At 74.0% G+C, this 24,412-nt stretch carries 16 protein-coding genes and 2 pseudogenes; 17 read left to right on the forward strand and 1 reads right to left on the reverse strand.

Translation table 11 applies throughout. The annotated features are described in order from the left end of the window. Positions 1–452 precede the first annotated feature (452 nt). The 7 genes and pseudogenes from ssd to GL259_RS38865 form a co-directional block, all read left to right on the forward strand. The gene (ssd, locus tag GL259_RS21345; protein WP_159534969.1) at positions 453–1,559 is read left to right on the forward strand and encodes a septum site-determining protein Ssd; all 1,107 of its coding nucleotides are present in this window, start codon (positions 453–455) and stop codon (positions 1,557–1,559) included. Positions 1,560–1,585: 26 nt separating this feature from the next. After that, positions 1,586–2,764: a TadA family conjugal transfer-associated ATPase gene (locus tag GL259_RS21350; RefSeq protein WP_243762591.1), complete on the forward strand. Its 1,179-nt coding sequence runs from the start codon at positions 1,586–1,588 to the stop codon at positions 2,762–2,764. A 71-nt stretch (positions 2,765–2,835) separates the two neighbouring features. Further along, positions 2,836–3,693, forward strand: a complete 858-nt coding sequence (locus GL259_RS21355) for a type II secretion system F family protein (protein ID WP_243762592.1) — start codon at positions 2,836–2,838, stop codon at positions 3,691–3,693. Beyond that, positions 3,690–4,487: a type II secretion system F family protein gene (locus GL259_RS21360; protein WP_159534971.1), complete on the forward strand. Its 798-nt coding sequence runs from the start codon at positions 3,690–3,692 to the stop codon at positions 4,485–4,487. The genes GL259_RS21355 and GL259_RS21360 overlap by 4 nt, the downstream gene beginning before the upstream one ends. 93 nt (positions 4,488–4,580) lie before the next feature. After that, positions 4,581–4,790: a DUF4244 domain-containing protein gene (locus tag GL259_RS21365; protein WP_159534972.1), complete on the forward strand. Its 210-nt coding sequence runs from the start codon at positions 4,581–4,583 to the stop codon at positions 4,788–4,790. Continuing rightward, the gene (locus GL259_RS21370) at positions 4,777–5,142 is read left to right on the forward strand and encodes a TadE family type IV pilus minor pilin (RefSeq protein ID WP_159534973.1); all 366 of its coding nucleotides are present in this window, start codon (positions 4,777–4,779) and stop codon (positions 5,140–5,142) included. The genes GL259_RS21365 and GL259_RS21370 overlap by 14 nt, the downstream gene beginning before the upstream one ends. A gap of 158 nt (positions 5,143–5,300) precedes the next feature. Beyond that, positions 5,301–5,666: pseudogene (locus tag GL259_RS38865) on the forward strand (Rv3654c family TadE-like protein); the annotation flags it as partial. On the opposite strand, the gene GL259_RS21380 reads toward GL259_RS38865, so the two are convergent. Further along, a complete protein-coding gene (locus tag GL259_RS21380) occupies positions 5,599–8,085 on the reverse strand; it encodes a DEAD/DEAH box helicase (protein WP_166461538.1) in 2,487 nt (828 codons plus the stop codon). The pseudogene GL259_RS38865 and the gene GL259_RS21380 overlap by 68 nt on opposite strands. Before the next feature lie 79 nt (positions 8,086–8,164). Between GL259_RS21380 and bldG the strand changes: the two genes are divergently transcribed. The 10 genes and pseudogenes from bldG to GL259_RS21430 all read left to right on the forward strand — a co-directional run bounded on the left by bldG (position 8,165) and on the right by GL259_RS21430 (position 24,389). Further along, the gene (gene bldG, locus GL259_RS21385; protein ID WP_003991900.1) at positions 8,165–8,506 is read left to right on the forward strand and encodes an anti-sigma factor antagonist BldG; all 342 of its coding nucleotides are present in this window, start codon (positions 8,165–8,167) and stop codon (positions 8,504–8,506) included. Between the two features lie 111 nt (positions 8,507–8,617). After that, positions 8,618–9,055 (forward strand): ATP-binding protein, encoded by a 438-nt coding sequence (locus tag GL259_RS21390; protein ID WP_159534975.1) that lies wholly within the window; start codon positions 8,618–8,620, stop codon positions 9,053–9,055. Positions 9,056–9,376: 321 nt separating this feature from the next. Further along, on the forward strand, positions 9,377–11,782 hold the full coding sequence (locus GL259_RS21395) for a sodium-translocating pyrophosphatase (RefSeq protein WP_159534976.1): 2,406 nt from the start codon (positions 9,377–9,379) through the stop codon (positions 11,780–11,782). 204 nt (positions 11,783–11,986) lie between these two features. Next, positions 11,987–12,577, forward strand: coding sequence for a small secreted protein (locus GL259_RS21400; RefSeq protein ID WP_159534977.1), 591 nt, complete (start codon positions 11,987–11,989; stop codon positions 12,575–12,577). Positions 12,578–12,730: 153 nt separating this feature from the next. After that, positions 12,731–14,251, forward strand: a complete 1,521-nt coding sequence (locus GL259_RS21405) for a class I SAM-dependent methyltransferase (protein WP_159534978.1) — start codon at positions 12,731–12,733, stop codon at positions 14,249–14,251. Between the two features lie 531 nt (positions 14,252–14,782). Further along, positions 14,783–14,980, forward strand: a complete 198-nt coding sequence (locus GL259_RS21410; RefSeq protein WP_159534979.1) for a hypothetical protein — start codon at positions 14,783–14,785, stop codon at positions 14,978–14,980. A 245-nt stretch (positions 14,981–15,225) separates the two neighbouring features. Next, positions 15,226–18,045 (forward strand): type I DNA topoisomerase, encoded by a 2,820-nt coding sequence (gene topA / locus GL259_RS21415; RefSeq protein WP_159534980.1) that lies wholly within the window; start codon positions 15,226–15,228, stop codon positions 18,043–18,045. A 146-nt stretch (positions 18,046–18,191) separates the two neighbouring features. Beyond that, positions 18,192–21,415: pseudogene (tmk, locus tag GL259_RS21420) on the forward strand (dTMP kinase). A 76-nt stretch (positions 21,416–21,491) separates the two neighbouring features. Beyond that, a complete protein-coding gene (locus tag GL259_RS21425; RefSeq protein ID WP_159534981.1) occupies positions 21,492–22,697 on the forward strand; it encodes a DNA polymerase III subunit delta' in 1,206 nt (401 codons plus the stop codon). Between the two features lie 105 nt (positions 22,698–22,802). After that, positions 22,803–24,389, forward strand: a complete 1,587-nt coding sequence (locus tag GL259_RS21430) for an alpha/beta hydrolase (RefSeq protein WP_159534982.1) — start codon at positions 22,803–22,805, stop codon at positions 24,387–24,389. The last annotated feature ends 23 nt before the right edge of the window (positions 24,390–24,412 follow it).

Below are 24,412 nucleotides of genomic sequence, written 5' to 3' on the forward strand. Positions count from 1 at the left end.
CCGTGGGGACGACCCCCGCTCTCCCCCCCGGCGGGGGTCGTCGCATGTCCGGGTGGGTTTTCCTCCTCCTTCCGCGGTCCGGGCGCCGCTCCGGTGCCGTGGACGGGAGGTTGTTGTCATGCACATGAAATATAACCGTGGGTAGCCGCAGGACTGCTCTGCGGGATTCACACAGGAGATGCGCGGCCCTCACCGGTATGAGTGACAGCGATATTCACAACCGCCGGGGCATCCACAGTTTTCGACCAAGATCCACGTGATTTCCCCGATCGCCGCACCGTGATTCCAGCGCGTCCCGCTCGCCGCGAGTTCACACCCGGTTCGTCGTTTGTCGGGTCGCGCAGGGCCGGTTTCCGTCTGCCTTCCGCAGGGAGACGCTTGCCGGCTCCCCACACGTCGGGAATCGCGGGGCCGCGCGGGCCGCGCGAGAGACACAGCGAAGAGGGACGAACATGGCCGGAACCGTCACGCGCGATCCGCTGCCCGCCTCCGGGGGAGGCCACCAGGGCGCACCGCTGATCGTCACCGAGGACGCCGGACTCCTCGACGACCTGCTGCGCCTGTGCGCGGCGGCCGGCGCCACGCCGGAGGTCCACCACGGGGTGCCGGAGTCGAGGGGCGGCTGGGAGGCCGCGCCGCTCGTCCTCGTCGGGGACGACGCCGCACGGCGCGTGCGCGGGGCCCCGCGACGACGAGGAGTGGTGCTGGTCGGCCGGGACCAGGACGATCCCGGGGTCTGGCGGCGGGCCGTCGAGATCGGCGCCGACCACGTGCTGATGCTGCCCGACGGCGAGCAGTGGCTGGTGGACCGCATCGCCGACGTGGCGGAGGGCGTCGGACGGCCCGCCCTGACGGTCGGCGTCATCGGCGGCCGGGGCGGGGCGGGCGCGTCCACGCTCGCGTGCGCGCTCGCCGTCACCTCCGCGCGGGAGGGACTGCGCACGCTCCTCGTGGACGCGGACCCGCTGGGCGGCGGACTCGACGTGGTCCTCGGCGGGGAGACGGCCGAGGGGCTGCGCTGGCCGGCGTTCGCCGCCTCCCGCGGGCGGGTCGGCGGCGGAGCCCTGGAGGAGTCGCTGCCCGAACTGCACGCGCTGCGGGTGCTCAGCTGGGACCGCGGCGACTGCGTCGCCGTGCCGCCCCAGGCCGTGCGCGCGGTGCTCGCCGCGGCGCGGCGCGGGGGCGGCACGGTCGTGGTCGACCTGCCGCGCCGCGTCGACGACGGGGTCGCCGAGGTCCTCGCCCAGCTCGACCTCGGGCTCCTCGTGGTCCCCGCGGAACTGCGCGCCGTCGCGGCGGCGGGGCGCGTCGCCTCCGCCGTGGGCATGGTCCTGCGCGATCTGCGGGCGGCGGTCCGCGGGCCGTACGCGCCCGGCCTGGACGACCGTGAGGTGGCCCGGCTGCTCGGACTGCCCCTGGCGGGGGAGGTGCCCGTCGAACCCGCCCTGCAGCGCCCGTACGGGACGGGGCAACCACCCGGGGCGTCGGGCCGGGGGCCCCTGGCCCGCTTCTGCAAGGAGTTCTGGGAGCGGGCGCTGGTGGAGGCGAGGACGGCATGAGGAGGCCGGTGACGACCGGAGCGGTGATGCCGCCCGGTCTGCTCGACGGAGTGCGGCGGTGGCTGGCCGAGAGCGGGGCCGAGCCGACGCCCGCGCGGGTGGCGCAGGCGCTGCGGGAGCAGGGACGGGTGCTCGGGGACGCCGAAGTGCTGGGGGCCGCCGAGCAGCTGCGTTCCGAGCTGGTCGGCAGCGGGCCGCTGGAACGGCTCCTCGCCGACGCGTCGGTGACGGACGTGCTGGTGTCCGCGCCGGACCGGGTCTGGGTGGACCGGGGCGGAGGGCTGGAGCTCACCGACGTCTCCTTCCCCGACGCGGTGGCCGTCCGGCGTCTCGCGCAGCGGCTGGCCGCCGTGGCCGGCCGGCGCCTGGACGACGCCCGGCCCTGGGTCGACGCGCGCCTGCCCGACGGGACACGGCTGCACGCGGTGCTGCCCCCGGTGGCCGTCGGGTGCGCCTGTCTGTCCCTGCGGGTGGTGCGGCCCCGCGCCTTCACGCTCGACGAGCTGGTGGCGGCCGGGACGGTGCCGCCGGGCGGGGACCGCGTGCTGCGGGCGCTGCTGGACGCCCGGTTGTCGTTCCTCGTCAGCGGGGGTACCGGCAGCGGCAAGACGACCCTTCTGAGCGCCCTGCTGGGGCTGGTCGGGCCGGACGAGCGGATCGTGCTGGCCGAGGACTCGGCGGAACTGCGGCCCGACCACCCGCACGTCGTGCGCCTGGAGACCAGGCCCGCCAACCAGGAGGGCGCGGGGCTGGTCACCCTCGAGGACCTGGTGCGACAGGCGCTGCGGATGCGGCCGGACCGGCTGGTCGTGGGCGAGGTGCGCGGCTCGGAGGTGGTCCATCTGCTGGCCGCCCTCAACACGGGCCACGACGGCTCGGGGACGGTCCACGCCAACGCCGCCGCCGACGTACCGGCCCGGTTGGAGGCGCTCGGTACGGCGGCCGGGCTCGACCGGCTCGCGCTGCACAGCCAGCTGGCGGCCGCCCTCTCGGTGGTGCTGCACCTCGTGCGCGACCGGACCGGGCGGCGGCGGATCTCGGAGGTGCACGTGCTGGAACGGGACCCGTCGGGACTGGTGCGGACGGTGCCGGCGCTGCGGTGGGGCCCGGAGGCCTTCGCGCGCGAGCGGGGGTGGGAGCGGCTGCGGGGGCTGCTGCGGCTCACGGACCGCGGCGGGGGACTGCGAGAGGGGACCGGGGGATGAACGGGGCGATCGGGACGGCGGTCGGGACGGCGGCCCGGATGACGGCCGGGACGGCCGGGACGACGACCGGGATGTCGGTGGGCGCGGCCGTGGCGTGTCTGGGGACCGCGGCCTGGCTGCTGGGCGGGGGGCGGGCCGGGGCCCGGCGGGCGCGGTTGCTGCTGGCCGACGGGGCGGCGGCCGGGAGCGGGCCACCGGGACGGCCCCGCGTGGCCCGCGAGTGGCGGCGGATCCGCGAGCGGTGGCACGCGGAGTGGTGGTCGCTGGCCGCCGGGGTCGTGCTGGCGGTGCTGGGCTCGTCGGTGCTGCCCGTCGTCGCGGGAGCGGCCGGGGTGCCCCTGCTGCGGCGGGTGCGGCTGGCCGCCCGGGAGCGCCGGGCGCGCGAGAGCCGTGGGGACGCGGTGATCGCGTTGTGCGGCGCGTTCGCCGGGGAGGTGCGTGCGGGGCGACAGCCGGGTGCGGCGCTCGTGTCGGCCGCGCGGGACTCCGGCGGGCTCGGTGACGCGCAGGCCGCCGTGCTGGCGGCGGCGCGCTTCGGCGGGGACGTTCCGGAGGCGCTCGCGGCGGCGGCGGGACGGCCGGGCGCCGAGGGACTGCGCGGACTCGCCGCGTGCTGGCGGGTGGCGGTGGACCAGGGGGCTGGGCTCGCGGACGGACTGGACCGGCTGGAAGCGGCACTGCGGGCCGAACGCGACCAGCGTGCCGACCTGCGCGCCCAGCTGGCCGGCGCCCGCGCCACGGCGGTGATGCTCGCCGCGCTCCCGGCGGTGGGGCTCGCGCTCGGCACCGCCCTCGGCGCCGACCCGCTGCACGTCCTGCTGCACACACCGTCGGGGCTGGGCTGTCTGGCGGCCGGCGGGGTGCTGGAGGGGCTGGGGCTGTGGTGGGTGCTGCGGATCGTGCGGGGTGCCGAGGAGGCGGCCGGGTGAGCGGGGACGTCGTCCACAGGCTGGGGGCAGTGGTGGGGACGGTGTCGGCGCTGGTGTGGCTGGTGCGGTGGGGGGAGCGGACGCGGCGCGGGCGGAGGGCGCGGCGGCGACTGGCCGAGGTGCTGGCCCCGGAGCCCGCGGTGGCCGTCCCGCGTCTCAGGGTGCCGGACACCGCGCGGAACTGGCTGCCGCCCGTGTGCGTGGCGTGTGCCGGGTGGGCGCTGGTGGGCGGTCCCACCGGCGTCGCGGTGGGGTTGGTCGCCGCAGCCGGACTGCGGCGGTGGCGGCGCCGTCGGGCGGCGGACGGCCCGCACACGCGCGAGCGGGAGCGCCTTGCGGCCGGGGCGGCGCGTCAACTGCCCCTCGCCGCCGACCTGCTGTCCGCCTGCATCGCGGCGGGCGCCGGCCCGGTGACGGCCGCGCGGGCCGTCGGAGACACCTTGGGCGGACCGGTCGGAGAGGCGCTGGCACGGGGCGCGGCGGAGGTGCGGCTCGGTGGAGAACCGGGTGCGGCGTGGCAGCGGCTGGCCGCGCTGCCGGGTGCCGCGGCCCTGGCCCGGCTGCTGGAACGGGCCGACGTGTCCGGGCTCCCCCTGTCCGGCCCCGTGGCCCGGCTCGCCGCCGGGGCCCGCGCGGAGTGGGCCCGCGCGGCGACGGCACGGGCCCGGCGGGCGGCCGTCATGGTCAGCGCGCCGGTGGGGCTGTGCTTCCTGCCCGCGTTCGTCGCGGTCGGCGTGCTGCCCGTGGTGATCGGGCTCGCGGGCGGGGTGCTGGGAGGGGGCGGTGGTGACTGACGGGCGGTGACCTGGCGGGCGGCCGACGAGCGGGCCGCACGGACGAGTGGTGTTTCACGCGGTGTTCCAACACGACCTTTTCAGGGAGTCGAGATGTATCAGGCGGTACGGGCACGGCTGCGTGCCCTGGTGTGCAGGGTGCGTGCGGTGCGGAGGGACGCGGGAATGGTGACCTCCGAGTACGCGATGGGGATCGTGGCGGCGGTGGCGTTCGCCGTGGTGCTCTACAAAGTGGTCACCAGCGGGCCGGTCGGCACGGCGCTGCGCAACATCGTGCAGCAGGCGCTCGATGGCCGGATGTGAGCGGGGCCGCGACCGGGGGTTCGTGACGGCGGAGTCGGCCGTGGTGCTGCCCGTGCTGGTGATGTTCGCGACGGCGCTGGTCTACGGGCTGCTGGTGGTGGTGGCACAGATCCGGTGCGTGGACGCGGCACGCACGGGCGCTCGCGCGGCGGCCCGGCAGGACGCGCCCGCAGCGGTCGTCGAGGTGACCCGCGGGGCGGCACCGTCCGGCGCGCGGGTCACGGTGAGCCGGGAGGCCGGGCACGTCCGGGTGGTCGTCGTGGCCAGGCCCCCGCTGCTGGACGGGCTTCCCTTCGACGTACGGGAGGAGGCCGTGGCGGCGGTGGAGGAGACGGCGGGGGAGGAGGCGTGAGGCCCGGGCACCGGGTGCGAAGGCCCGGGGCCGGCCGGTGCCCCGGCCGGAGGCCCCGGTGCGACCGGCGCGGGCGCGCCCGCGCCGGTCGCGGGCCCGGTACGTACCTCGATCACCGGTCCGGGCGGGGCTCCGGCCGGGATTTCGCCGGCCGGGGTTCCGCCGACCGGGGTTCCGCGACCGTCTGGAGCGTCGGGGCGATCGCCGTGCTGTGTGCCGTCTTCGGTGTCGTCCTGGCCCTCGGGCACGCGGTGGTGGTCCGGCACCGCGCCGCTGGTGGCGCGGACCTCGCGGCGCTCGCGGCGGCGGACCACTGGACGCGGGGCGGTACGGCCGCCTGCGCCCGGGCGGACCGGGTGGCCCGGGAGCAGGGCACGCGGCTCGTGCGGTGCGTGGTCGTCGGCGAGGTCTCGGACGTGTCGGTGGCGGCGGGCCGGGGTCCGTTCACCGCCGAGATCAGGGCGCGGGCGGGGCCTCCGCCTCCGCCGGCCCCCGGGCCGGCGCCCCCTCCAGCAGCACCGTGAGCAGCCGTACCGCGCCCCGTTTGTGCAAGGGGTCGTTGCCGTTGCCGCACTTGGGGGACTGGATGCAGGACGGGCAGCCGGCCTCGCACTCGCAGGAGGCGATGGCCTGACGGGTGGCGGTGAGCCAGGCGCGGGCGGTGTGGAAGGCGCGTTCCGCGAAGCCCGCACCGCCCGGATGGCCGTCGTAGACGAAGACGGTGGGCAGCAGGGTGTCGGGGTGGAGGGGGACCGAGACGCCGCCGATGTCCCAGCGGTCGCAGGTGGCGAAGAGCGGCAGCATGCCGATCGACGCGTGCTCGGCGGCGTGCAGGGCGCCGCCGAGGATCTCCGGACCGATCCGGGCCCGGTCCAGCTGGTCCTCGGTGACCGTCCACCACACCGCGCGGGTGCGCAGCGTACGAGGAGGGAGGTCGAGTTTCGTCTCGCCCAGCACTTCGCCCGTGATCACACGCCGGCGCAGGAAGGAGACCACTTGGTTGGTGACCTCGACGGAGCCGTAGCACAGGCGGCCGTCGCCCCACGGGATCTCGGTGTCCGTCTCCAGCACGGAGATCGACGTCGTGTCCCGGGCGACCGTCGTGTACGTCGGGTTCGCCTGCTCGACCAGGGCGACGGAGTCCTCCAGGTCGAGGGACCGGACGAGATAGGTGCGGCCCTGGTGCAGGTGGACCGCGCCCTCGTGGACGCTCGTGTGGGCGGCGCTCGCGTCGACCGTGCCGAGCAGCCGGCCGGTGCCGGCCTCGACGACCTGGACCGGCCGGCCGGCCTCCCCGCGGATGTCGGTGAGGTCGGCGGCCCGCTCCCGGCGGGTCCAGTGCCAGGCCCTGGTCCGGCGGCGGAGCAGCTTCGCGGCCTCCAGCTGCGGGAGGATCCCCGCGGCGGCGGGCCCGAACAGACCGAGGTCCTCGTCCGTCAGGGGCAGTTCCTCGGCCGCCGCGCACAGGTGCGGGGCGAGCACGTAGGGGTTGTCGGGGTCGAGGACGGTGGACTCCACCGGCTGGTCGAACAGGGCCTCGGGATGGTGGACGAGGAAGGTGTCCAGCGGGTCGTCGCGGGCGACCAGGACGGCGAGGGCGCCCTGCCCGGACCGCCCCGCGCGGCCGGCCTGCTGCCACAGGGAGGCCCGGGTGCCCGGGTACCCGGCGATCACCACGGCGTCCAGACCGGAGACGTCCACGCCGAGCTCCAGCGCGTTGGTCGCGGCCAGACCGAGGAGCTCGCCGGAGTGCAGGGCCCGTTCCAGGGCGCGGCGCTCCTCGGGGAGGTAGCCGCCCCGGTACGCGGCGACCCGCCGGGCCAGTGAGCGGTCGACCTCGGCGAGGCGTTCCTGGGCGATCACGGAGATCAGTTCGGCGCCGCGCCGGGAGCGCACGAAGGTGACCGAGCGGACGCCCTGCACGGTGAGGTCGGTCAGCAGGTCGGCGGCCTCGGCGGTGGCGGTGCGGCGGACGGGTGCGCCCTTCTCGCCGTGCAGCTCGGTCAGGGGCGGCTCCCAGAGGGCGAACACCAGTTCACCGCGCGGTGAGGCGTCGTCGGCGACCTCGACCACCGGCAGGCCGGTGAGGCGGCGGGCGGCGACCGCCGGCTCGGCGGCGGTCGCGGAGGCCAGCAGGAACACCGGCGAGGACCCGTAGCGGGCGCACAGGCGCCGCAGCCGGCGCAGCACCTGGGCGACGTGCGAGCCGAAGACGCCCCGGTAGGTGTGGCACTCGTCGACGACGACGTACTTCAGCGCCTTGAGGAAGGAGGACCAGCGGGGGTGGGACGGCAGGATGCCCCGGTGCAGCATGTCCGGGTTGGTCAGCACGTAGTTGGCGTACTGACGGATCCACTCGCGTTCCTCGAACGGCGTGTCGCCGTCGTGGACGGCCGCGCGCACCGAATGGCCCAGAGGTTGTGAAAGTTCCTTCACGGACCGGCACTGGTCCGCCGCGAGGGCCTTGGTGGGGGCGAGGTAGAGGGCTGTCGCGCCGCGGCCGTTCGGGGCCTCGGCGCCGTCCAGGAGCGTCGACAGGACGGGCGTGAGGTACGCCAGGGACTTGCCGGAGGCCGTGCCGGTGGCGACCACCACCGACTCGCCGTCCAGGGCGTGCTCGGCGGCACGCGCCTGGTGGGCCCAGGGATGGTCGATGCCGGCGGCCTGCACGGCGGCGACGACCTCCGCGCGGATCCGGTCCGGCCAGACGGCATGGCGACCCGCGCGCGGGGGCAAGTGCTCCGTATGAGTGATGCGCGAAGCCCGGCTCGGTCCGGACGCGAGCCGGTCCAGGACCGTGCCCGGTGCGGTGCCGGGAGCGGTGTCCGTCGGGGGTCGATCGGATCGGTGATTCTTGGCCATCGGCACCGAGTGTGTCACTGGCGTGACGGACAATGGGGCCAAGGCGTCGTGCACGCCTGCCGGTAAGTGATTGAATGCCATCGCGGCTGGCGAACCGTCCCGGGGGCTGAGCCGAGATGCCCCGAGGGCGACCGCTCGATAGCTAGGTGCTGGAGGATCCGTGGACCTGTCCCTGTCGACCGAGACCATGGGCGATCGCACGATCGTCAGGGTCGGTGGCGAAATCGACGTATATACCGCGCCCAAGCTGCGCGAGCAGCTGGTCGAGCTGGTGAACGACGGCAGTTTCCACCTTGTCGTCGACATGGAGGGTGTGGACTTCCTCGACTCCACCGGACTCGGCGTGCTGGTCGGCGGCCTGAAGCGCGTCCGTGCCCATGAGGGCTCGCTGCGCCTGGTCTGCAACCAGGAGCGCATTCTCAAGATCTTCCGTATCACCGGCCTCACCAAGGTGTTCCCGATCCACACCTCGGTCGAGGAAGCGGTGGCGGCCACCGACTGACCTGCGCTCCCGGGCCGGTGCGCCCGGGCGGCAGAAGTGAAGCACGAGGGGGACCGGGCTCTTCGGCGGCCCGGCCCCTCCACAGCACGCCTGTAGTTGCGAGGGGGATGCATGGCCACCGTTGAGCTCCGCTTCAGCGCGCTGCCCGAGCACGTGAGGACCGCCCGGCTGGTGGCGGCGGCGGTGGCGCGCAGGGCCGGAGTGGACGAGGCCGTCCTCGACGAGGTCAGACTCGCAGTCGGCGAGGCGTGCACACGGGCCGTGGGACTGCACCAGAACGGCGGAATCTCGGCACCCGTGAAGGTGCTGCTGATCGAGGAGGAGAAGCAGTTCTCCATCGAGGTCGGTGACGAGGCGCCCCACGCGGCCCCCGGCGGGAGCGTGCCCGGTGACGGGTCCGGCGACGCCGACGTCGAGACCGAGGAGGACGAGATGGGCCTCGCGGTCATCAGCGGTCTCGTCGACGACGTCGAGGTGAGCGCCGGGAAGCACGGCGGGTCGATCCGCATGAGGTGGCCCACCGCGCCGCCGGTCACCTTCCCCGCCTGAGCCGGCTCGCCCGGACGGCGACCCTTTCGGACCAAGGGCCCCCTCGTGGGGCCCTTCGTCATGTGCGGCCGTCAGGACCCGCGCTTACAGTGGTCTCGTGCGGTTGATCGCGTGAATTCATTCACGATCAATTGCGCCGTGGAAGTGCGATCACGTGAATGCGTCAAAAGCATTACCGATTTCGGGCCCTGGCCGCCCGGCGATCACCGGGTGATGAGCGCGTGCAGGCCATTTACATTTCACGTGTACTGTTTTGATCAGGTTCCGGTACCTACAATCCCGTCCACATCTTGAGCTCAGCCCAAGCGTCAAGGAGGACGAATGGCGGGGCTTTCCATCTCATATGAGTCGGGCCAACCCACATCCCTCGCAGCCGCCGTGCTGACCGACGACAACCGCCTGCTCGTGGTGGTCATCGGCGTGGTGGCGCTGACGGCACTGGTGGTCGCGGGCGTCCTGGTGCGCCAGGTGCTCGCGGCCGGCGAGGGCACCGACGGCATGAAGAAGATCGCGGCGGCGGTCCAGGAGGGCGCCAACGCCTATCTGGCCCGTCAGCTGCGCACGCTCGGCGTATTCGCCGTCGTCGTGTTCTTCCTGCTCATGCTGCTGCCCGCGGACGACTGGAATCAGCGTGCCGGACGGTCGGTGTTCTTCTTGATCGGAGCGGCGTTCTCGGCGGCCACCGGCTATATCGGTATGTGGCTCGCCGTGCGCAGCAATGTGCGGGTCGCCGCGGCGGCGCGCGAAGCCACTCCGGCTCAGGGCGAGCCGGAGAAGGATCTCACCGCGGTCTCGCACAAAGCGATGAAGATCGCTTTCCGTACGGGGGGCGTCGTCGGCATGTTCACCGTCGGCCTCGGCCTGCTGGGCGCCTCCTGCGTGGTGCTGGTGTACGCGGCCGACGCGCCGAAGGTGCTCGAGGGGTTCGGCCTCGGGGCCGCGCTGATCGCGATGTTCATGAGGGTCGGCGGCGGCATCTTCACCAAGGCCGCCGACGTCGGCGCCGACCTGGTCGGCAAGGTCGAGCAGGGCATTCCGGAGGACGATCCGCGCAATGCCGCGACCATCGCCGACAACGTGGGCGACAACGTCGGCGACTGCGCGGGCATGGCGGCCGACCTCTTCGAGTCGTACGCCGTGACCCTGGTGGCCGCGCTGATCCTGGGCTCGGCGGCGTTCGGCGACGCGGGGCTCGCCTTCCCGCTGCTGGTGCCGGCGATCGGCGTGCTCACCGCGATGATCGGCATCTTCGCGGTGGCCCCGAGGCGCGCGGACCGCAGCGGCATGACCGCGATCAACCGCGGGTTCTTCATCTCCGCGGTGATCTCGCTGGCGCTGGTCGCGATCGCGGTGTTCACCTACCTGCCGTCGTCGTACGCCGGCCTCGACGGCGTCACCGACGCGGCGATCCAGGGCAAGGACGGCGACCCGCGGATCCTCGCGCTCGTCGCGGTGGCCATCGGCATCGTGCTCGCCGCGCTGATCCAGCAACTCACCGGCTACTTCACCGAGACGGCCCGGCGTCCCGTGAGGGACATCGGCAAGACCTCGCTCACCGGCCCGGCCACCGTCGTCCTCGCGGGCATCTCCATCGGTCTCGAATCGGCCGTCTACACCGCCCTGTTGATCGGCCTCGGCGTCTACGGGGCGTTCCTGCTCGGCGGCACGTCGATCATGCTGGCGCTGTTCGCGGTGGCGCTGGCCGGCACCGGCCTGCTCACCACGGTCGGCGTGATCGTCGCGATGGACACCTTCGGGCCCGTCTCCGACAACGCGCAGGGCATCGCCGAGATGTCCGGCGACGTCGAGGGCGCGGGCGCCCAGGTGCTCACCAACCTGGACGCGGTCGGCAACACCACCAAGGCCATCACCAAGGGCATCGCCATCGCCACGGCCGTGCTCGCGGCGGCGGCGCTGTTCGGCTCGTACCGGGACGCCATCACCACCGGAGCGCGGGACGTGGGCGAGCGGCTCAGCGGCGAGGGCGCGCCGATGAGCCTGATGATGGACATCTCCCAGCCCAACAACCTCGTCGGGCTCGTCGCGGGCGCGGCGGTCGTCTTCCTCTTCTCCGGGCTGGCGATCAACGCGGTGTCGCGGTCGGCGGGTTCGGTGGTCTTCGAGGTGCGGCGGCAGTTCCGCGAGCGGCCCGGGATCATGGACTACAGCGAGAAACCGGAGTACGGCAAGGTCGTCGACATCTGCACCAGGGACGCCCTGCGGGAGCTCGCCACCCCCGGTCTGCTCGCCGTGATGGCGCCCATCTTCGTCGGGTTCACGCTCGGCGTCGGCGCCCTGGGCGCGTTCCTCGCGGGCGCGATCGGCGCGGGCACGCTGATGGCGGTGTTCCTCGCCAACTCCGGTGGCGCCTGGGACAACGCGAAGAAGCTCGTCGAGGACGGACACCACGGCGGCAAGGGCAGCGAGGCCCACGCGGCCACCGTGATCGGCGACACCGTCGGCGACCCCTTCAAGGACACCGCCGGTCCCGCGATCAACCCCCTGCTGAAGGTGATGAACCTGGTGGCGCTGCTCATCGCGCCCGCGGTCATCAAGTTCTCCTACGGGGCCGACCGGAGCGTCGGGATGCGGGTGCTGATCGCGGTCCTCGCGCTGGTGGTGATCGTCGGAGCGGTGTACGTGTCCAAGCGGCGCGGTATCGCCGTGGGGGACGAGGGCGACTCCGAACCGAAGCCCAAGTCGGCCGATCCGGCGGTGGTTTCGTAGACCGGTCACCGCGGTCCCGTGGCGGGGCCCGGACAACCCCGGGGCGGGCGGCGCGCGTTGACGCGTCGTCCGCCCGTTCCCTGTGGCGCGCCCCCCATGCGTGAGCCTTCTCTCGCTTGGTGCAAATGGACTCAAAAGGGTCTTGGCGGACGTCCGGCGGGTGGGCGCCGTCCGTCCGGCGTGTATGTTCCGGGGCCGAGAGCCATGGAAGGGACCAATCCGGTGAACAAGAAGCTCGCGGCCGCACTGTCCGGCGGTGCGGTACTGGTACTGGCGCTGACGGGATGCGGCGGCGACGACGGCAACGAGAAGCTGGACGCCTGGGCGAAGGAGGTCTGCGACGCGGTGCAGCCGCAGGCCAGGAAGATCGAGTCGGCCAACGCCGCGATCCAGAAGGAGACCTCGGACAACAGCACGCCCGAGGAGGTCCAGAAGGCCGACTCGAAGGCCTTCCAGGACATGTCCGAGGCCTACAAGGCGATCGGTGCCGCCGTGAGCAAGGCCGGGGCGCCGGACGTCGAGGACGGCGAGCAGAAGCTGACGAACGCGGTGAAGGAGCTCAACGGCATCTCCGCGTCGTACGCCTCCCTGAAGAAGCAGGTCGACGGTCTGGACACCGACGACCAGGCGAAGTTCGCCGACGGCCTGAAGGACATCGCCGCCGAGCTGGACAAGCTGAGCAAGAGCGGCAACGACGCCCTCAACGAGCTGGAGGAGGGCGAGGTCGGCGAGGCGATGGCCCGCCAGGCCAGCTGCAAGACGGCCACCGCGTCGGCGCCGGCCGCGCAGAGCTGACGCCGCGGCAGTCGCCGTGGGCGCACGGCGGACGTCGTGGACGCGGGGCGGGTGACGGGCGTGCGCGGCGGGAGCGGCCGGGACACGTGCGGAGGGGCGCGGCGGGTATGACCGCGGCACGCGCGGACCGGGGGCGGCGGCCACAATAGGGGCGTGAGTACCACCGGTCTGCCGCCCCTGCCCTCGTCCGACCGCCCCGACGCCGCCGCCCGGCTGCGGGACGCGCTGCTCGGAGCCTCCTTCACCGCCGACGGACTGCTCGAACTGCTCGGCGCTCCCGCGTACGCGGCGCTGGCCCGCAGCGAGACCGTGCCCGCGCTCCGGGCGACCCGCGGGGACACCGCGCTGGAGGCGCTCGTACGGCTGTTCCTGCTGCAGCAGCCCGTGCCGCACGCGCGCGTGGCGGACGTGCTGCCCGTGGACACCTGCCTGGAGAGCGGGTGGCTGACGCGCGCCGGCGCGGACGACCTCGCCGCGACCGTGGACGTGCGGCCGTACGGCGGGCCGGCCGGTGAGGACTGGTTCATCGTCTCCGACCTGGGGTGCGCGGTCGGCGGGGCCGGCGGCATCGGCAGCCGCGACGAGGGGGTCGTCCTCGGTGTCGGCGGGGCGTCCACGACCCTGGCCGGGATCACGGTCCGCAGGCCCGTGGCCTCCGCGCTCGACCTCGGCACCGGCTCCGGCATCCAGGCGCTGCACGCCACCCGGCACGCCACGCGGGTGACGGCCACCGACGTCAACCCGCGCGCGCTGCACATCACCGCGCTCACCCTGGCCCTCTCCGGGGCCCCGGCCGCCGATCTGCGCGAGGGGTCGCTGTTCGCGCCCGTCCGGGACGACGAGAGGTACGACCTGATCGTGTCCAACCCGCCCTTCGTGATCTCGCCGGACGCGCGGCTCACCTACCGCGACGGCGGGATGGGCGGGGACGATCTGTGCCGCACGCTCGTCCAGCAGGCGGGGGACCGCTTGAACGAGGGCGGGTTCGCGCAGTTCCTCGCCAACTGGCAGCACGTCGAGGGGGAGGACTGGCAGGACAGACTCAGGTCGTGGGTGCCTCGCGGGTGCGACGCCTGGATCGTGCAGCGCGAGGTGCAGGACATCACCCAGTACGCCGAGCTGTGGCTGCGGGACGCGGGCGACCACCGCGGGGACACGGCCGAGTACCGGGCGCGGTACGACGCGTGGCTGGACGAGTTCGAGGCGCGCAAGGTGCGGGCGGTCGGCTTCGGCTGGATCACCCTGCGCAGGTCGGGGTCCGCCGTGCCGTCGGTCACGGTGGAGGAGTGGCCGCACCCGGTCGAGCAGCCGCTCGGCGAGACGGTCCGGGCGCACTTCGACCGGCTCGACCACCTGCGCGCGCACGACGACGCGGCGCTGCTCGAGGGGCGCTTCAGGCTGGCCGCGGAGGTCGTGCAGGAGCAGGTCGGGCTGCCCGGCGCCGAGGACCCGGAGCACGTCGTGCTGCGCCAGAACCGCGGGATGCGCCGGGCCACCAAGGTGGACACGGTCGGCGCGGGTTTCGCGGGGGTGTGCGACGGCACGATGAGCGCCGGCCGCATCCTGGACGCCATCGCCCAGCTCCTCGGCGAGGACCCCGTGCTGCTCCGCGACCGCACGCCCGCACAGATCCGGCTGCTGGTGGAACAGGGGTTCCTGGAGCCGGCCGGCTGATCGCGGGGCGCGCGGCGCGGGCGTGAGCGCGTGACCCGTGCAGGGGGAAGTGAGGTGGGCGCGGGGAAGCGGCGTGTGCGTGGACACACGATGTGTGCGCGGCGAAGTGGCGTGCGCGTGGACCCATGACGTGTGCGCGGAAAAATGACGTATGCGCGGAAAAGTGACGTATGCGCGGAAAGCGACTCGGGCGCGGAGACGTGACGCGTGCGCGGCGAAGTGACGCGTGCGCGGCGAAGTGACGCGTGCGCGGCGAAGTGGCGCGTGCGCGGCGAAGTGGCGCGTGCGCGGAGACGTGACGCGCGGGTCGCGGGCCGCCGGACCCGTCCCGCGGCAGTGTCTTCTCACGTCGATCCGGAATTTCTTCGAAAGGTCCGGAGTCCCGCCGACGGGCCGCGGGCCGGCCCGGCTCCGGTCCGCACCGACCCGTCGTCCCCCCGTTCACCCCCGGTTCGCCTGCGCGCCGCCCGGGCGTGGCAGCGTCACCCCCGGACCGGTACCAGCGGACGGGGAGGAGGGTCTCGCGGGACCATGGAGAGCGGACCGGCGATCTTCGCGGGGTTGGTGTTCTGCCTGTTCGGAGGCGGGCTGCTGGCCTGGACCGCGACCCGCGCACGACAGCACCGTCCCGTCGCCCACGGTGTGAGTCCCGTCGCATCGGCCACCGTCGCCGGACTCGCCGCGTTGATCTTCCTGGCCCTCGGCGCATGGTGCTTCACCCGCCTGTGAGGAGCGGATGTCCCCCTCGGTTCCGGGTAACCGGTAGATAGCGCTCCGCATAAGCGCGGGCGAGGACTGGACACTCCGGGCGGCAGGAACGGTGGTAGTCGGGTTACCGTTCGAGTGGCCGTTGCGGGCTTTTCCCGTTTGACACGGGGGCGGGATGTACCGTCACACTCCGCAGCGTCACCATGACCCGACCCCGGGAAGACCGCCTGGGGAGGCCCCAGCGTCGACCGGAGAGAAGAGCGAAGTTGTCCCCGACCAGCGAGACCGCGAAGGGCGGCCGCCGACTCGTCATCGTCGAGTCGCCTGCCAAGGCGAAGACGATCAAGGGCTATCTCGGCCCTGGCTACATCGTCGAGGCGAGCGTCGGGCACATTCGCGACCTTCCCAACGGCGCTGCCGAGGTGCCCGAGAAGTACACCGGTGAGGTCCGCCGCCTCGGTGTGGACGTCGACCACGACTTCCAGCCGATCTATGTGGTCAACGCGGACAAGCGGGCCCAGGTCAAGAAGCTCAAGGACCTGCTGAAGGAGTCCGACGAGCTCTTCCTCGCCACCGACGAGGACCGCGAGGGGGAGGCCATCGCCTGGCACCTCCAGGAGGTCCTCAAGCCGAAGATCCCGGTCAAGCGGATGGTCTTCCACGAGATCACCAAGGACGCGATCCGCGAGGCCGTGGCCAACCCGCGCCAGCTCAACCAGAAGCTGGTCGACGCCCAGGAGACCCGCCGCATCCTCGACCGCCTCTACGGCTACGAGGTCTCGCCGGTCCTGTGGAAGAAGGTCATGCCCCGGCTGTCCGCCGGCCGCGTCCAGTCCGTCGCGACGAGGCTCGTGGTCGAGCGGGAGCGCGAGCGCATGGCGTTCCGCTCCGCCGAGTACTGGGACCTGACGGGCACCTTCGCGACCGGCCGGGCGGGTGACGCCTCCGACCCGTCGTCCCTGGTCGCACGCCTCCAGACCGTCGACGGCAGGCGCGTCGCGCAGGGCCGCGACTTCGACTCCCTCGGGCAGCTCAAGAGCGCGAACACCCTCCACCTCGACGAGGCGAACGCCCGCGCCCTGGCCGCCGCGCTGGAGAACACGCGGTTCGCCGTGCGCGCCGTCGAGTCCAAGCCGTACCGCCGCTCGCCGTACGCCCCGTTCCGTACGACGACGCTGCAGCAGGAGGCCAGCCGCAAGCTCGGCTTCGGCGCGAAGGCCACCATGCAGATCGCGCAGAAGCTGTACGAGAACGGCTACATCACTTACATGCGTACGGACTCGACGACGCTGAGCGAGACGGCGATCTCCGCCGCGCGCGCCCAGGTCACGCAGCTGTACGGTTCCGACTACCTGCCCCCGCAGCCGCGCACCTACGCGGGGAAGGTCAAGAACGCGCAGGAGGCGCACGAGGCGATCCGCCCCTCCGGCGACCGCTTCCGCACGCCCGCCGAGACTGGTCTGACCGGCGACCAGTTCAGGCTGTACGAGCTGATCTGGAAGCGGACCGTCGCCTCGCAGATGAAGGACGCCACCGGCAACTCCGTCACGGTGAGGATCGGCGGCACCGCGGCCGACGGCCGGAACGTCGAGTTCAGCGCGTCCGGCAAGACGATCACCTTCCACGGCTTCCTGAAGGCCTACGTCGAGGGCGCCGACGACCCGAACGCCGAGCTCGACGACCGCGAGCGCCGGCTGCCGCAGGTCGCCGAGGGCGACGCCCTCACCGCCGAGGAGATCACGGTCGACGGGCACGCCACCAAGCCCCCGGCCCGCTACACCGAGGCGTCGCTGGTCAAGGAGCTGGAGGAGCGCGAGATCGGCCGCCCGTCGACGTACGCGTCGATCATCGGCACGATCCTCGACCGCGGCTACGTGTTCAAGAAGGGCACGGCCCTGGTGCCGTCCTTCCTCTCCTTCGCCGTGGTCAACCTGCTGGAGAAGCACTTCGGCCGGCTCGTCGACTACGACTTCACCGCCAAGATGGAGGACGACCTCGACCGCATCGCGCGCGGCGAGGCGCAGGCCGTGCCGTGGCTGAAGCGCTTCTACTTCGGCGAGGCCAACGGCATCGGCGGCGCGGCCGAAGCGGGCAACGGCGACGGGGACCACCTCGGCGGCCTCAAGGAGCTGGTGACCGACCTGGGCGCGATCGACGCGCGCGAGGTTTCCTCCTTCCCGGTGGGCAACGACATCGTGCTGCGGGTGGGGCGCTACGGGCCGTACATCGAGCGCGGCGAGAAGGACACCGAGCGGCACCAGCGCGCCGACATCCCGGCCGACCTGGCGCCCGACGAGCTGACCGTCGAGCTCGCCGAGGAACTGCTCGCCAAGCCGAGCGGCGACTTCGAGCTGGGCACCGACCCGGCGACCGGCCACACGATCGTCGCCAAGGACGGCCGCTACGGCCCGTACGTCACGGAGATCCTCCCCGAGGGCACCCCGAAGACCGGCAAGAACGCGGTCAAGCCGCGCACGGCCTCGCTGTTCAAGTCGATGTCCCTGGACACGGTCACCCTGGACGACGCGCTGAAGCTGATGTCGCTGCCGCGCGTGGTCGGCACCGACGCCGAGGGCCAGGAGATCACCGCCCAGAACGGCCGCTACGGGCCGTACCTGAAGAAGGGCACCGACTCGCGGTCGCTGCAGTCCGAGGACCAGCTCTTCACGATCACGCTGGAGGAGGCGCTGGCGATCTACGCCCAGCCCAAGCAGCGTGGCCGGGCGGCCGCCAAGCCGCCGCTGAAGGAGCTCGGCGAGGACCCGGTCAGCGGCAAGCCGGTCGTGGTGAAGGACGGCCGCTTCGGCCCGTACGTCACCGACGGCGAGACCAACGCGACCCTGCGCTCCGGCGACAGCGTCGAGACGATCACGCCGGAACGCGGCTTCGAGCTGCTCGCCGAGAAGCGCGCCAAGGGCCCCGCCAAGAAGACCGCGAAGAAGGCCACCGCCAAGAAGACGGCGGCCAAGAAGGCTCCGGCGAAGAAGACGGCGGCCGCCAAGAAGACCGCGGCGAAGAAGACCACGACCGCGAAGAAGACGGCGGCGGCGAAGAAGGCCACCGCCTCGAACGGCGCGGAGGACTGAGGGCTCCCGGGAACCCGTCCGTCACCCGGCGAGGATCTTCGCCCGGGGTTCGGAATGCGAACGCCCCGGCAGCACATTGCTGCCGGGGTGTGTGCATGTCAGGCGCGTCGCCCCGTGCTGTCGGCACGGGCCGATAGGCTGAACGCATGACGCGAGCCGAGCAGCCAACGGCCCACCCACCGGTCCCCGACGACGCCCTGGTCGCGGACTCCCGCGAGCGCGCCGTCCGCGCCCTGCTGCGCCGACCGCAGCTGAAACGGCTGTGGAGCGCGCAGCTCGTGGGCGGGGTCGGCGACGTCCTCGCCCTCCTCGTGCTGGTCCTCCTCGCCCTCCAGGCGGCGATCGCCGAGGGCTCCTTCGGCGGCGGCTACCGGGGCGCGGCGTTCGCAGTGGCGACCGTTTTCGGGGTGCGCGTCCTGGCGACCCTGCTGTTCGGCGCCGTCCTCCTCGGCCCGCTCACCGCGCTCACCTCGCAGGACGGCCCGCTGGACCGCCGCTGGACCATGGTCGGCGCGGACGGGCTGCGGGCCGCGCTGCTCATCGTGGCGCCGCTGTGGATCGACTGGACGCCCGGCAACGCCCTGGCCGTCCTGCTCGTCACCGCCTTCGTGACCGGTGTCGCCGAGCGCTTCTGGACCGTGTGCCGGGAGAGCGCGGCGCCCGCGCTGCTGCCCGCGCCGCCCCCGGAGGGCGCGACGGTACGGCCGCTGCCCGACCACATGGACGCGCTGCGCCGCCTGTCGCTGCGCACGGGCTTCGTGGCGATACCGCTCGCGGCCGCCACGCTCGTCGCCGCGGCCCTGTGCAACAACCTGCTGGGCACGGGCATCGACTGGTTCGCCGAACACCAGGCGGCCCTCGCGTCGTACGTCGCGGCCGGACTGTTCGCCGCGTCGCTGTCCGTGCTGACCTTCCTGGAACTGCCCGGCACGCGCACCCCCGCGCGCGGTCCCCGCTGGAGGGACTGCGCCGCCCGAGGAGCGCCGCCGGCGCCGACCGGGGCCGCACCGGTGCGCTGCCGCTGCTGGTGCTCGCCTCCGCGTCCGTCGCCGCCGCGGTGTCGGCCGCGGTCGCCGTGTCGGTGCTGCACGCCAAGGACCTCGGCGGCGGCCCCGTGCTGTACGGCCTGCTGGTGGGCGCGCTGACCGGCGGTGTCGTCGTCGGCATCCGCACGGCGCCCTCCCTGCTGCCCTCGCTGTCCCGGCGCCGGCTGCTCGCGCTGGCGCTCGCCTTCACCGGCCTCGCGCTGCTGGCCGCGGGACTGGTGCCGGACGTCACCAGCGTGCTGCTGATCATGGCGCTGGCCGGCTGCGGCGCGGGCATCGCCGCCAACACCGGGCACGCCCTGCTCGACCAGGAGACCGAGGACCAGCGCCGGGCCCGCACGACGGAACACCTGCACGCGGTCGTCCGGGTCCTGGTGGCGCTCGGCGCGCTGATCGCCCCGCTGGTGGCCGCGGGCATCGGGCCGCACCGGCTGGAGAGCGGCCGGTTCGTCTTCGCGCACGGCGGCGCCGCCTTCACGCTGATGCTGGTGGGCGCGCTGCTGCTGCCGGTGGCCGCGCTGGTGCTGGCCAAGGTCGACGACCGCTCCGGGGTGCCGCTGCGCCACGACCTGCGCGACGCGCTGCTCGGCGGCGACGACCCCGAGCAGAGGCCCGCCGCCTCCGGCTTCTTCATCGCCCTGGAGGGCGGCGACGGGGCCGGGAAGTCCACCCAGGCCGAGGCGCTCGCCGAGTGGATCCGGGCCAAGGGCCACGAGGTCGTGCTCACCCGCGAGCCCGGGGCGACGCCGGTCGGCAAGCGGCTGCGCTCCATCCTGCTGGACGTCTCCAGCGCCGGCCTCTCCCACCGCGCGGAGGCGCTGCTGTACGCCGCGGACCGCGCCGAGCACATCGACACCGTCGTACGGCCCGCCCTGGAGCGCGGCGCGGTCGTCATCTCCGACCGGTACATCGACTCCTCCGTGGCCTACCAGGGCGCCGGGCGCGATCTGTCGCCGACCGAGATCGCCCGCATCAACCGCTGGGCGACCGACGGGCTGGTCCCGCACCTGACGGTGCTGCTGGACGTGGCGCCGGAGACCGCGCGGGAGCGGTTCACCGAGGCGCCGGACCGGCTGGAGTCGGAGCCCGCCGAGTTCCACGCGCGCGTGCGGGCCGGTTTCCTCACCCTGGCCGCGGCCGACCCGGGCCGGTACCTGGTGGTCGACGCCGGTCAGGAGCCCGAGGCCGTCACCACGGTGATCCGGCACCGGCTGGACCAGGTGCTGCCGCTGTCCGAGGCCGAGATCCGGGCCCGCGAGGAAGCGCGCCGCAAGGCCGAGGAGGAGGCCCGCCGCCGGGCGGAGGAGGAAGCGGCCCGCAAGGCCGAGGAGGAGCGCCTGGAGCGCGAGCGCGAGGAACAGCTGGCGCGGCTGCGCGCCGAGGAGGAGGAGCGCAAGCGGCGCGAACTGGAGGAGGCGCAGCGGCGCGAGGCCGAGCGGCAGGCGGAGGAGGCCCGGCAGCGCGCCGAGGAGGCCCGTCGGCGTGCCGAGGAGGAGCGCAAGCGGCTCCTCGCGGAGGAGAAGGCGCGCGCCGAGGAGGAGGCCCGCCGCAGGGCCGAGGAGGAGGCCCGCCGCAAGCAGGCCGAGGAGGAGGCGCGGCTGCGCGCCGAGGCCGAGGCCCTGCGCCTGGAGAAGCAGCGCAAGGCCGAGGAGGCCCTGCTGCGGGCGGAGGAGGCCCGGCGGATCGCGGAACAGGCGGCGGCCGCGGCGGAGGCGGTACCGAGGGTCCCGGCCGTCCCCGAGGTCCCGCGTCCCTCCGCGCCCGGCGCCCCCCGGCCGGCGGCCGAGGACGCGGTGACCGTGCCGACGCCGGTCGTGACGCCGACGAACGCGTCGGGCGGACCGGTGGACGAGACGGCGGTGCTGCCCCGGGTGCCGGGTGACGGCGAGGACGAGGGCGCGGGCGGCGGGCGGCGGTCCGGCCGGCCGGGGGCCTCCGACTCCGAGGTGACGGCCGAGCTGCCCGTACCGCCGGGCGCCGCCGACGACACCGCGGTCCTGCCCCCCGTGCCGCCGGGCGCCGCCGACGAGACGGCGGTGCTGCCTCCGGTGCGGGAGGAGAGCCGGGGCGACACGGACCGGGTGCCGCCCGGCTACTTCCGGGACGAACGCCCGGCGAGCGGATCCGACGGCCCCGCGGACCGCACGCGCGAGCTGCCCCGGATCGACCCGGAGGACACGCCCCGCCGACGCCGGCAGCGCTCCGACTGGGCCGAGGAGACCCCGCTGGACGACCTGCCGACGCTGGCGGACGAACTGCTCGGCCCGCACGAGGACGAGTACGGCGAGCACGGCGACGAGGGCGGCCGGGGCCGCCGGCGCTGACCCGGTCCGGCGTTGTCGGTGCTCGCCCCCACAATGGATCCCGCAAGCCGAACGCGACGGAAGGGCGGCGTGACCCGTGACCGTGTGGGACGACCTCGTCGGGCAGCAGCGGGTGAGCGAGCAGCTCACCGCGGCCGCCCGGGACGCCGACGCGCTCGTCACCGCGGCGGCGGCCGACGCGCCGCCGCCCGAGGCGTCCAGGATGACCCACGCCTGGCTGTTCACGGGCCCGCCCGGCGCGGGACGCAGCCAGGCGGCGCGCGCCTTCGCCGCCGCCCTGCAGTGCGTCAGCCCCGACCGCGCGCTCGGCGGGGCCCCCGGCTGCGGGTTCTGCGACGGCTGCCACACCGCGCTGATCGGCACCCACGCCGATGTCACCACGGTCGCCGCCGTCGGCACGGAGATCCTCGTCAAGGACATGCGCGACACCGTGCGCAAGTCGTTCACCGCCCCGGCGGGCGGCCGCTGGCAGATCATCCTCGTCGAGGACGCCGAGCGGCTGAACGAGAAGTCCGCCAACGCCGTCCTCAAGGCCGTCGAGGAGCCCGCCCCCCGCACGGTCTGGCTGCTGTGCGCCCCCTCCATCGAGGACGTCCTGCCGACGATCCGCTCCCGCTGCCGCCACCTCAACCTGAGCACGCCCTCCGTGGACGCCGTCGCCGACATGCTCGTCCGGCGCGAGGGCATCGAGCCGGACGTCGCCGCGGCGGTGGCCCGCGCCACCCAGGGTCACGTCGACCGCGCGCGCCGCCTGGCCACGGACCCGGCCGCCCGGGAGCGCCGCGCCGCCGTCCTGAAGCTGCCGCTGCGGGTCGAGGACATCGGCGGGGCGCTCAGGGCCGCCCAGGAGCTCGTCGACGCCGCGGCCGAGGACGCCAAGCAGCTCGCCGAGGAGACGGACGCCAAGGAGACCGAGGAACTGAAGGCGGCGCTCGGCGCGGCCCAGGGCGGCCGGCTGCCGCGCGGCACGGCCGGTGTGGTCAAGGACCTGGAGGACATGCAGAAGCGCCGCAGGACGCGGACCCAGCGCGACAGCCTCGACGTCGCCCTGACCGACCTGACCGGCTTCTACCGCGACGTCCTCGCCCTCCAGCTCGGCTCCCGCATCGCCCTCGCCAACACGGACTCCGAGGACGCGCTCGAGCGCCTGGCCCGCGGCAGCTCCCCCGAGTCCACGCTCCGCCGCATCGAGGCGATCGCCGCCTGCCGCAGGGCCCTCGACCGCAACGTGGCCCCCCTCCTCGCGGTGGAGGCGATGACGATGGCCCTCAGAGCGGGCTGAGGAAGCCCCGGCCGGCAGCCGCTCGGCGGTCGGCCGCCGTCACTCGTACGAGGCACGGCCTGCGCGTAAGGTACCCATTTCGTCGCTCACGGTTACGCTCGCAGAATGCACACAAGGCGCACCTTCCGTAGGATCCGCACCGCAGGCTCCCTGCTCGCCGCCACCGCGCTGCTGGTATCCGGCTGCTCCTCCGGGAGCACGCCGAGTGCCGCCGGCTCGGCGGCGCAGGAGGAGGTGCCGGCACTGGCCGCGCTGTCCCGCTCCACACCGGCGGCGCTCACGCCGTACTACGAGCAGAAGCCGTCCTGGCGCGACTGCAAGATCCCCGGCTTCCAGTGCGCCACGGTGAAGGCCCCGCTCGACTACGCCGATCCGTCCGCCGGCGACGTCCGTCTCGCCATGGCCCGCAAGAAGGCCACCGGCCCGGGCAAGCGGCTGGGCTCGCTGCTGGTGAACCCCGGCGGCCCCGGCGGCTCGGCGATCGGCTACCTCCAGGCGTACGCCGGGATCGGCTACCCGGCCGAGGTGCGCGCCCGCTACGACATGGTGGCCGTCGACCCGAGGGGCGTGGCCCACAGCGAGCCCGTCGAGTGCCTGGACGGGCCCCAGATGGACGCGTACACGCAGACCGACGTCACACCGGACGACGTGAGGGAGACGGACACGCTGGTCGCGGCGTACAGGAAGTTCGCCGAGGGCTGCGGAGCGGACGCGCCGAAGCTGCTGCGCCACGTGTCGACCGTCGAGGCGGCCCGCGACATGGACATCGTGCGGGCCGCGCTGGGCGACGGGAAGCTGAACTACGTCGGCGCCTCCTACGGCACCTTCCTCGGGGCCACGTACGCCGGGCTCTTCCCGCAGCGGGCGGGCCGGCTGGTGCTGGACGGCGCGATGGACCCCTCGCTGCCCGCGCGGCGGCTCAACCTCGAGCAGACGGCGGGCTTCGAGGCGGCGTTCACCGCCTTCGCCAAGGACTGCGTCCGGCAGGACGACTGCCCGCTCGGCGGCCGGGGCACCGCTCCCGGGAAGGTCGGCAAGAACCTCAGGGCGTTCTTCGCCGAGCTCGACGCCCGGCCGATCCCCACCGGTGACGCCGACGGCCGCAGGCTCACCGAGTCGCTGGCGACCATGGGCGTGATCGCGGCGATGTACGACGAGGGCTCCTGGCAGCGGCTGCGCGAGGCGCTGACGGCGGCGACGGAGGAGAACGACGGCGCCGGACTCCTCGCACTCGCCGACAGCTACTACGAACGCGACGCCGGCGGCGGCTACGCCAACCTGATGTTCGCCAACGCGGCCGTGAACTGCCTGGACCTCCCCGCCGCCTTCGGCTCCCCGGACGAGGTGCGGAGGGCGCTCCCCGACTTCGAGAAGGCGTCCCCGGTCTTCGGCGAGGGCTTCGCGTGGATGGCGCTGAACTGCGCGTACTGGCCGGTGCGGGCCACGGGCGAGCCGCAGCGCATCGAGGCGAAGGGCGCGCCCCCGATCGTCGTCGTCGGCACCACCCGCGACCCGGCGACCCCGTACCGCTGGGCCGAGGCCCTGGCCGACCAGCTGTCCTCGGCCCGCCTCCTCACCTACGAGGGCGACGGCCACACCGCCTACGGCCGGGGCAGCGACTGCATCGACTCCGCGATCAACACCTACCTGCTCCGCGGCACCCCGCCCACGGACGGAAAGCGCTGCTCATAGCCGGTGCCACATCCCCGGAGGCG

Source organism: Streptomyces sp. Tu 3180, from assembly GCF_009852415.1.
Classification (GTDB): domain Bacteria; phylum Actinomycetota; class Actinomycetes; order Streptomycetales; family Streptomycetaceae; genus Streptomyces.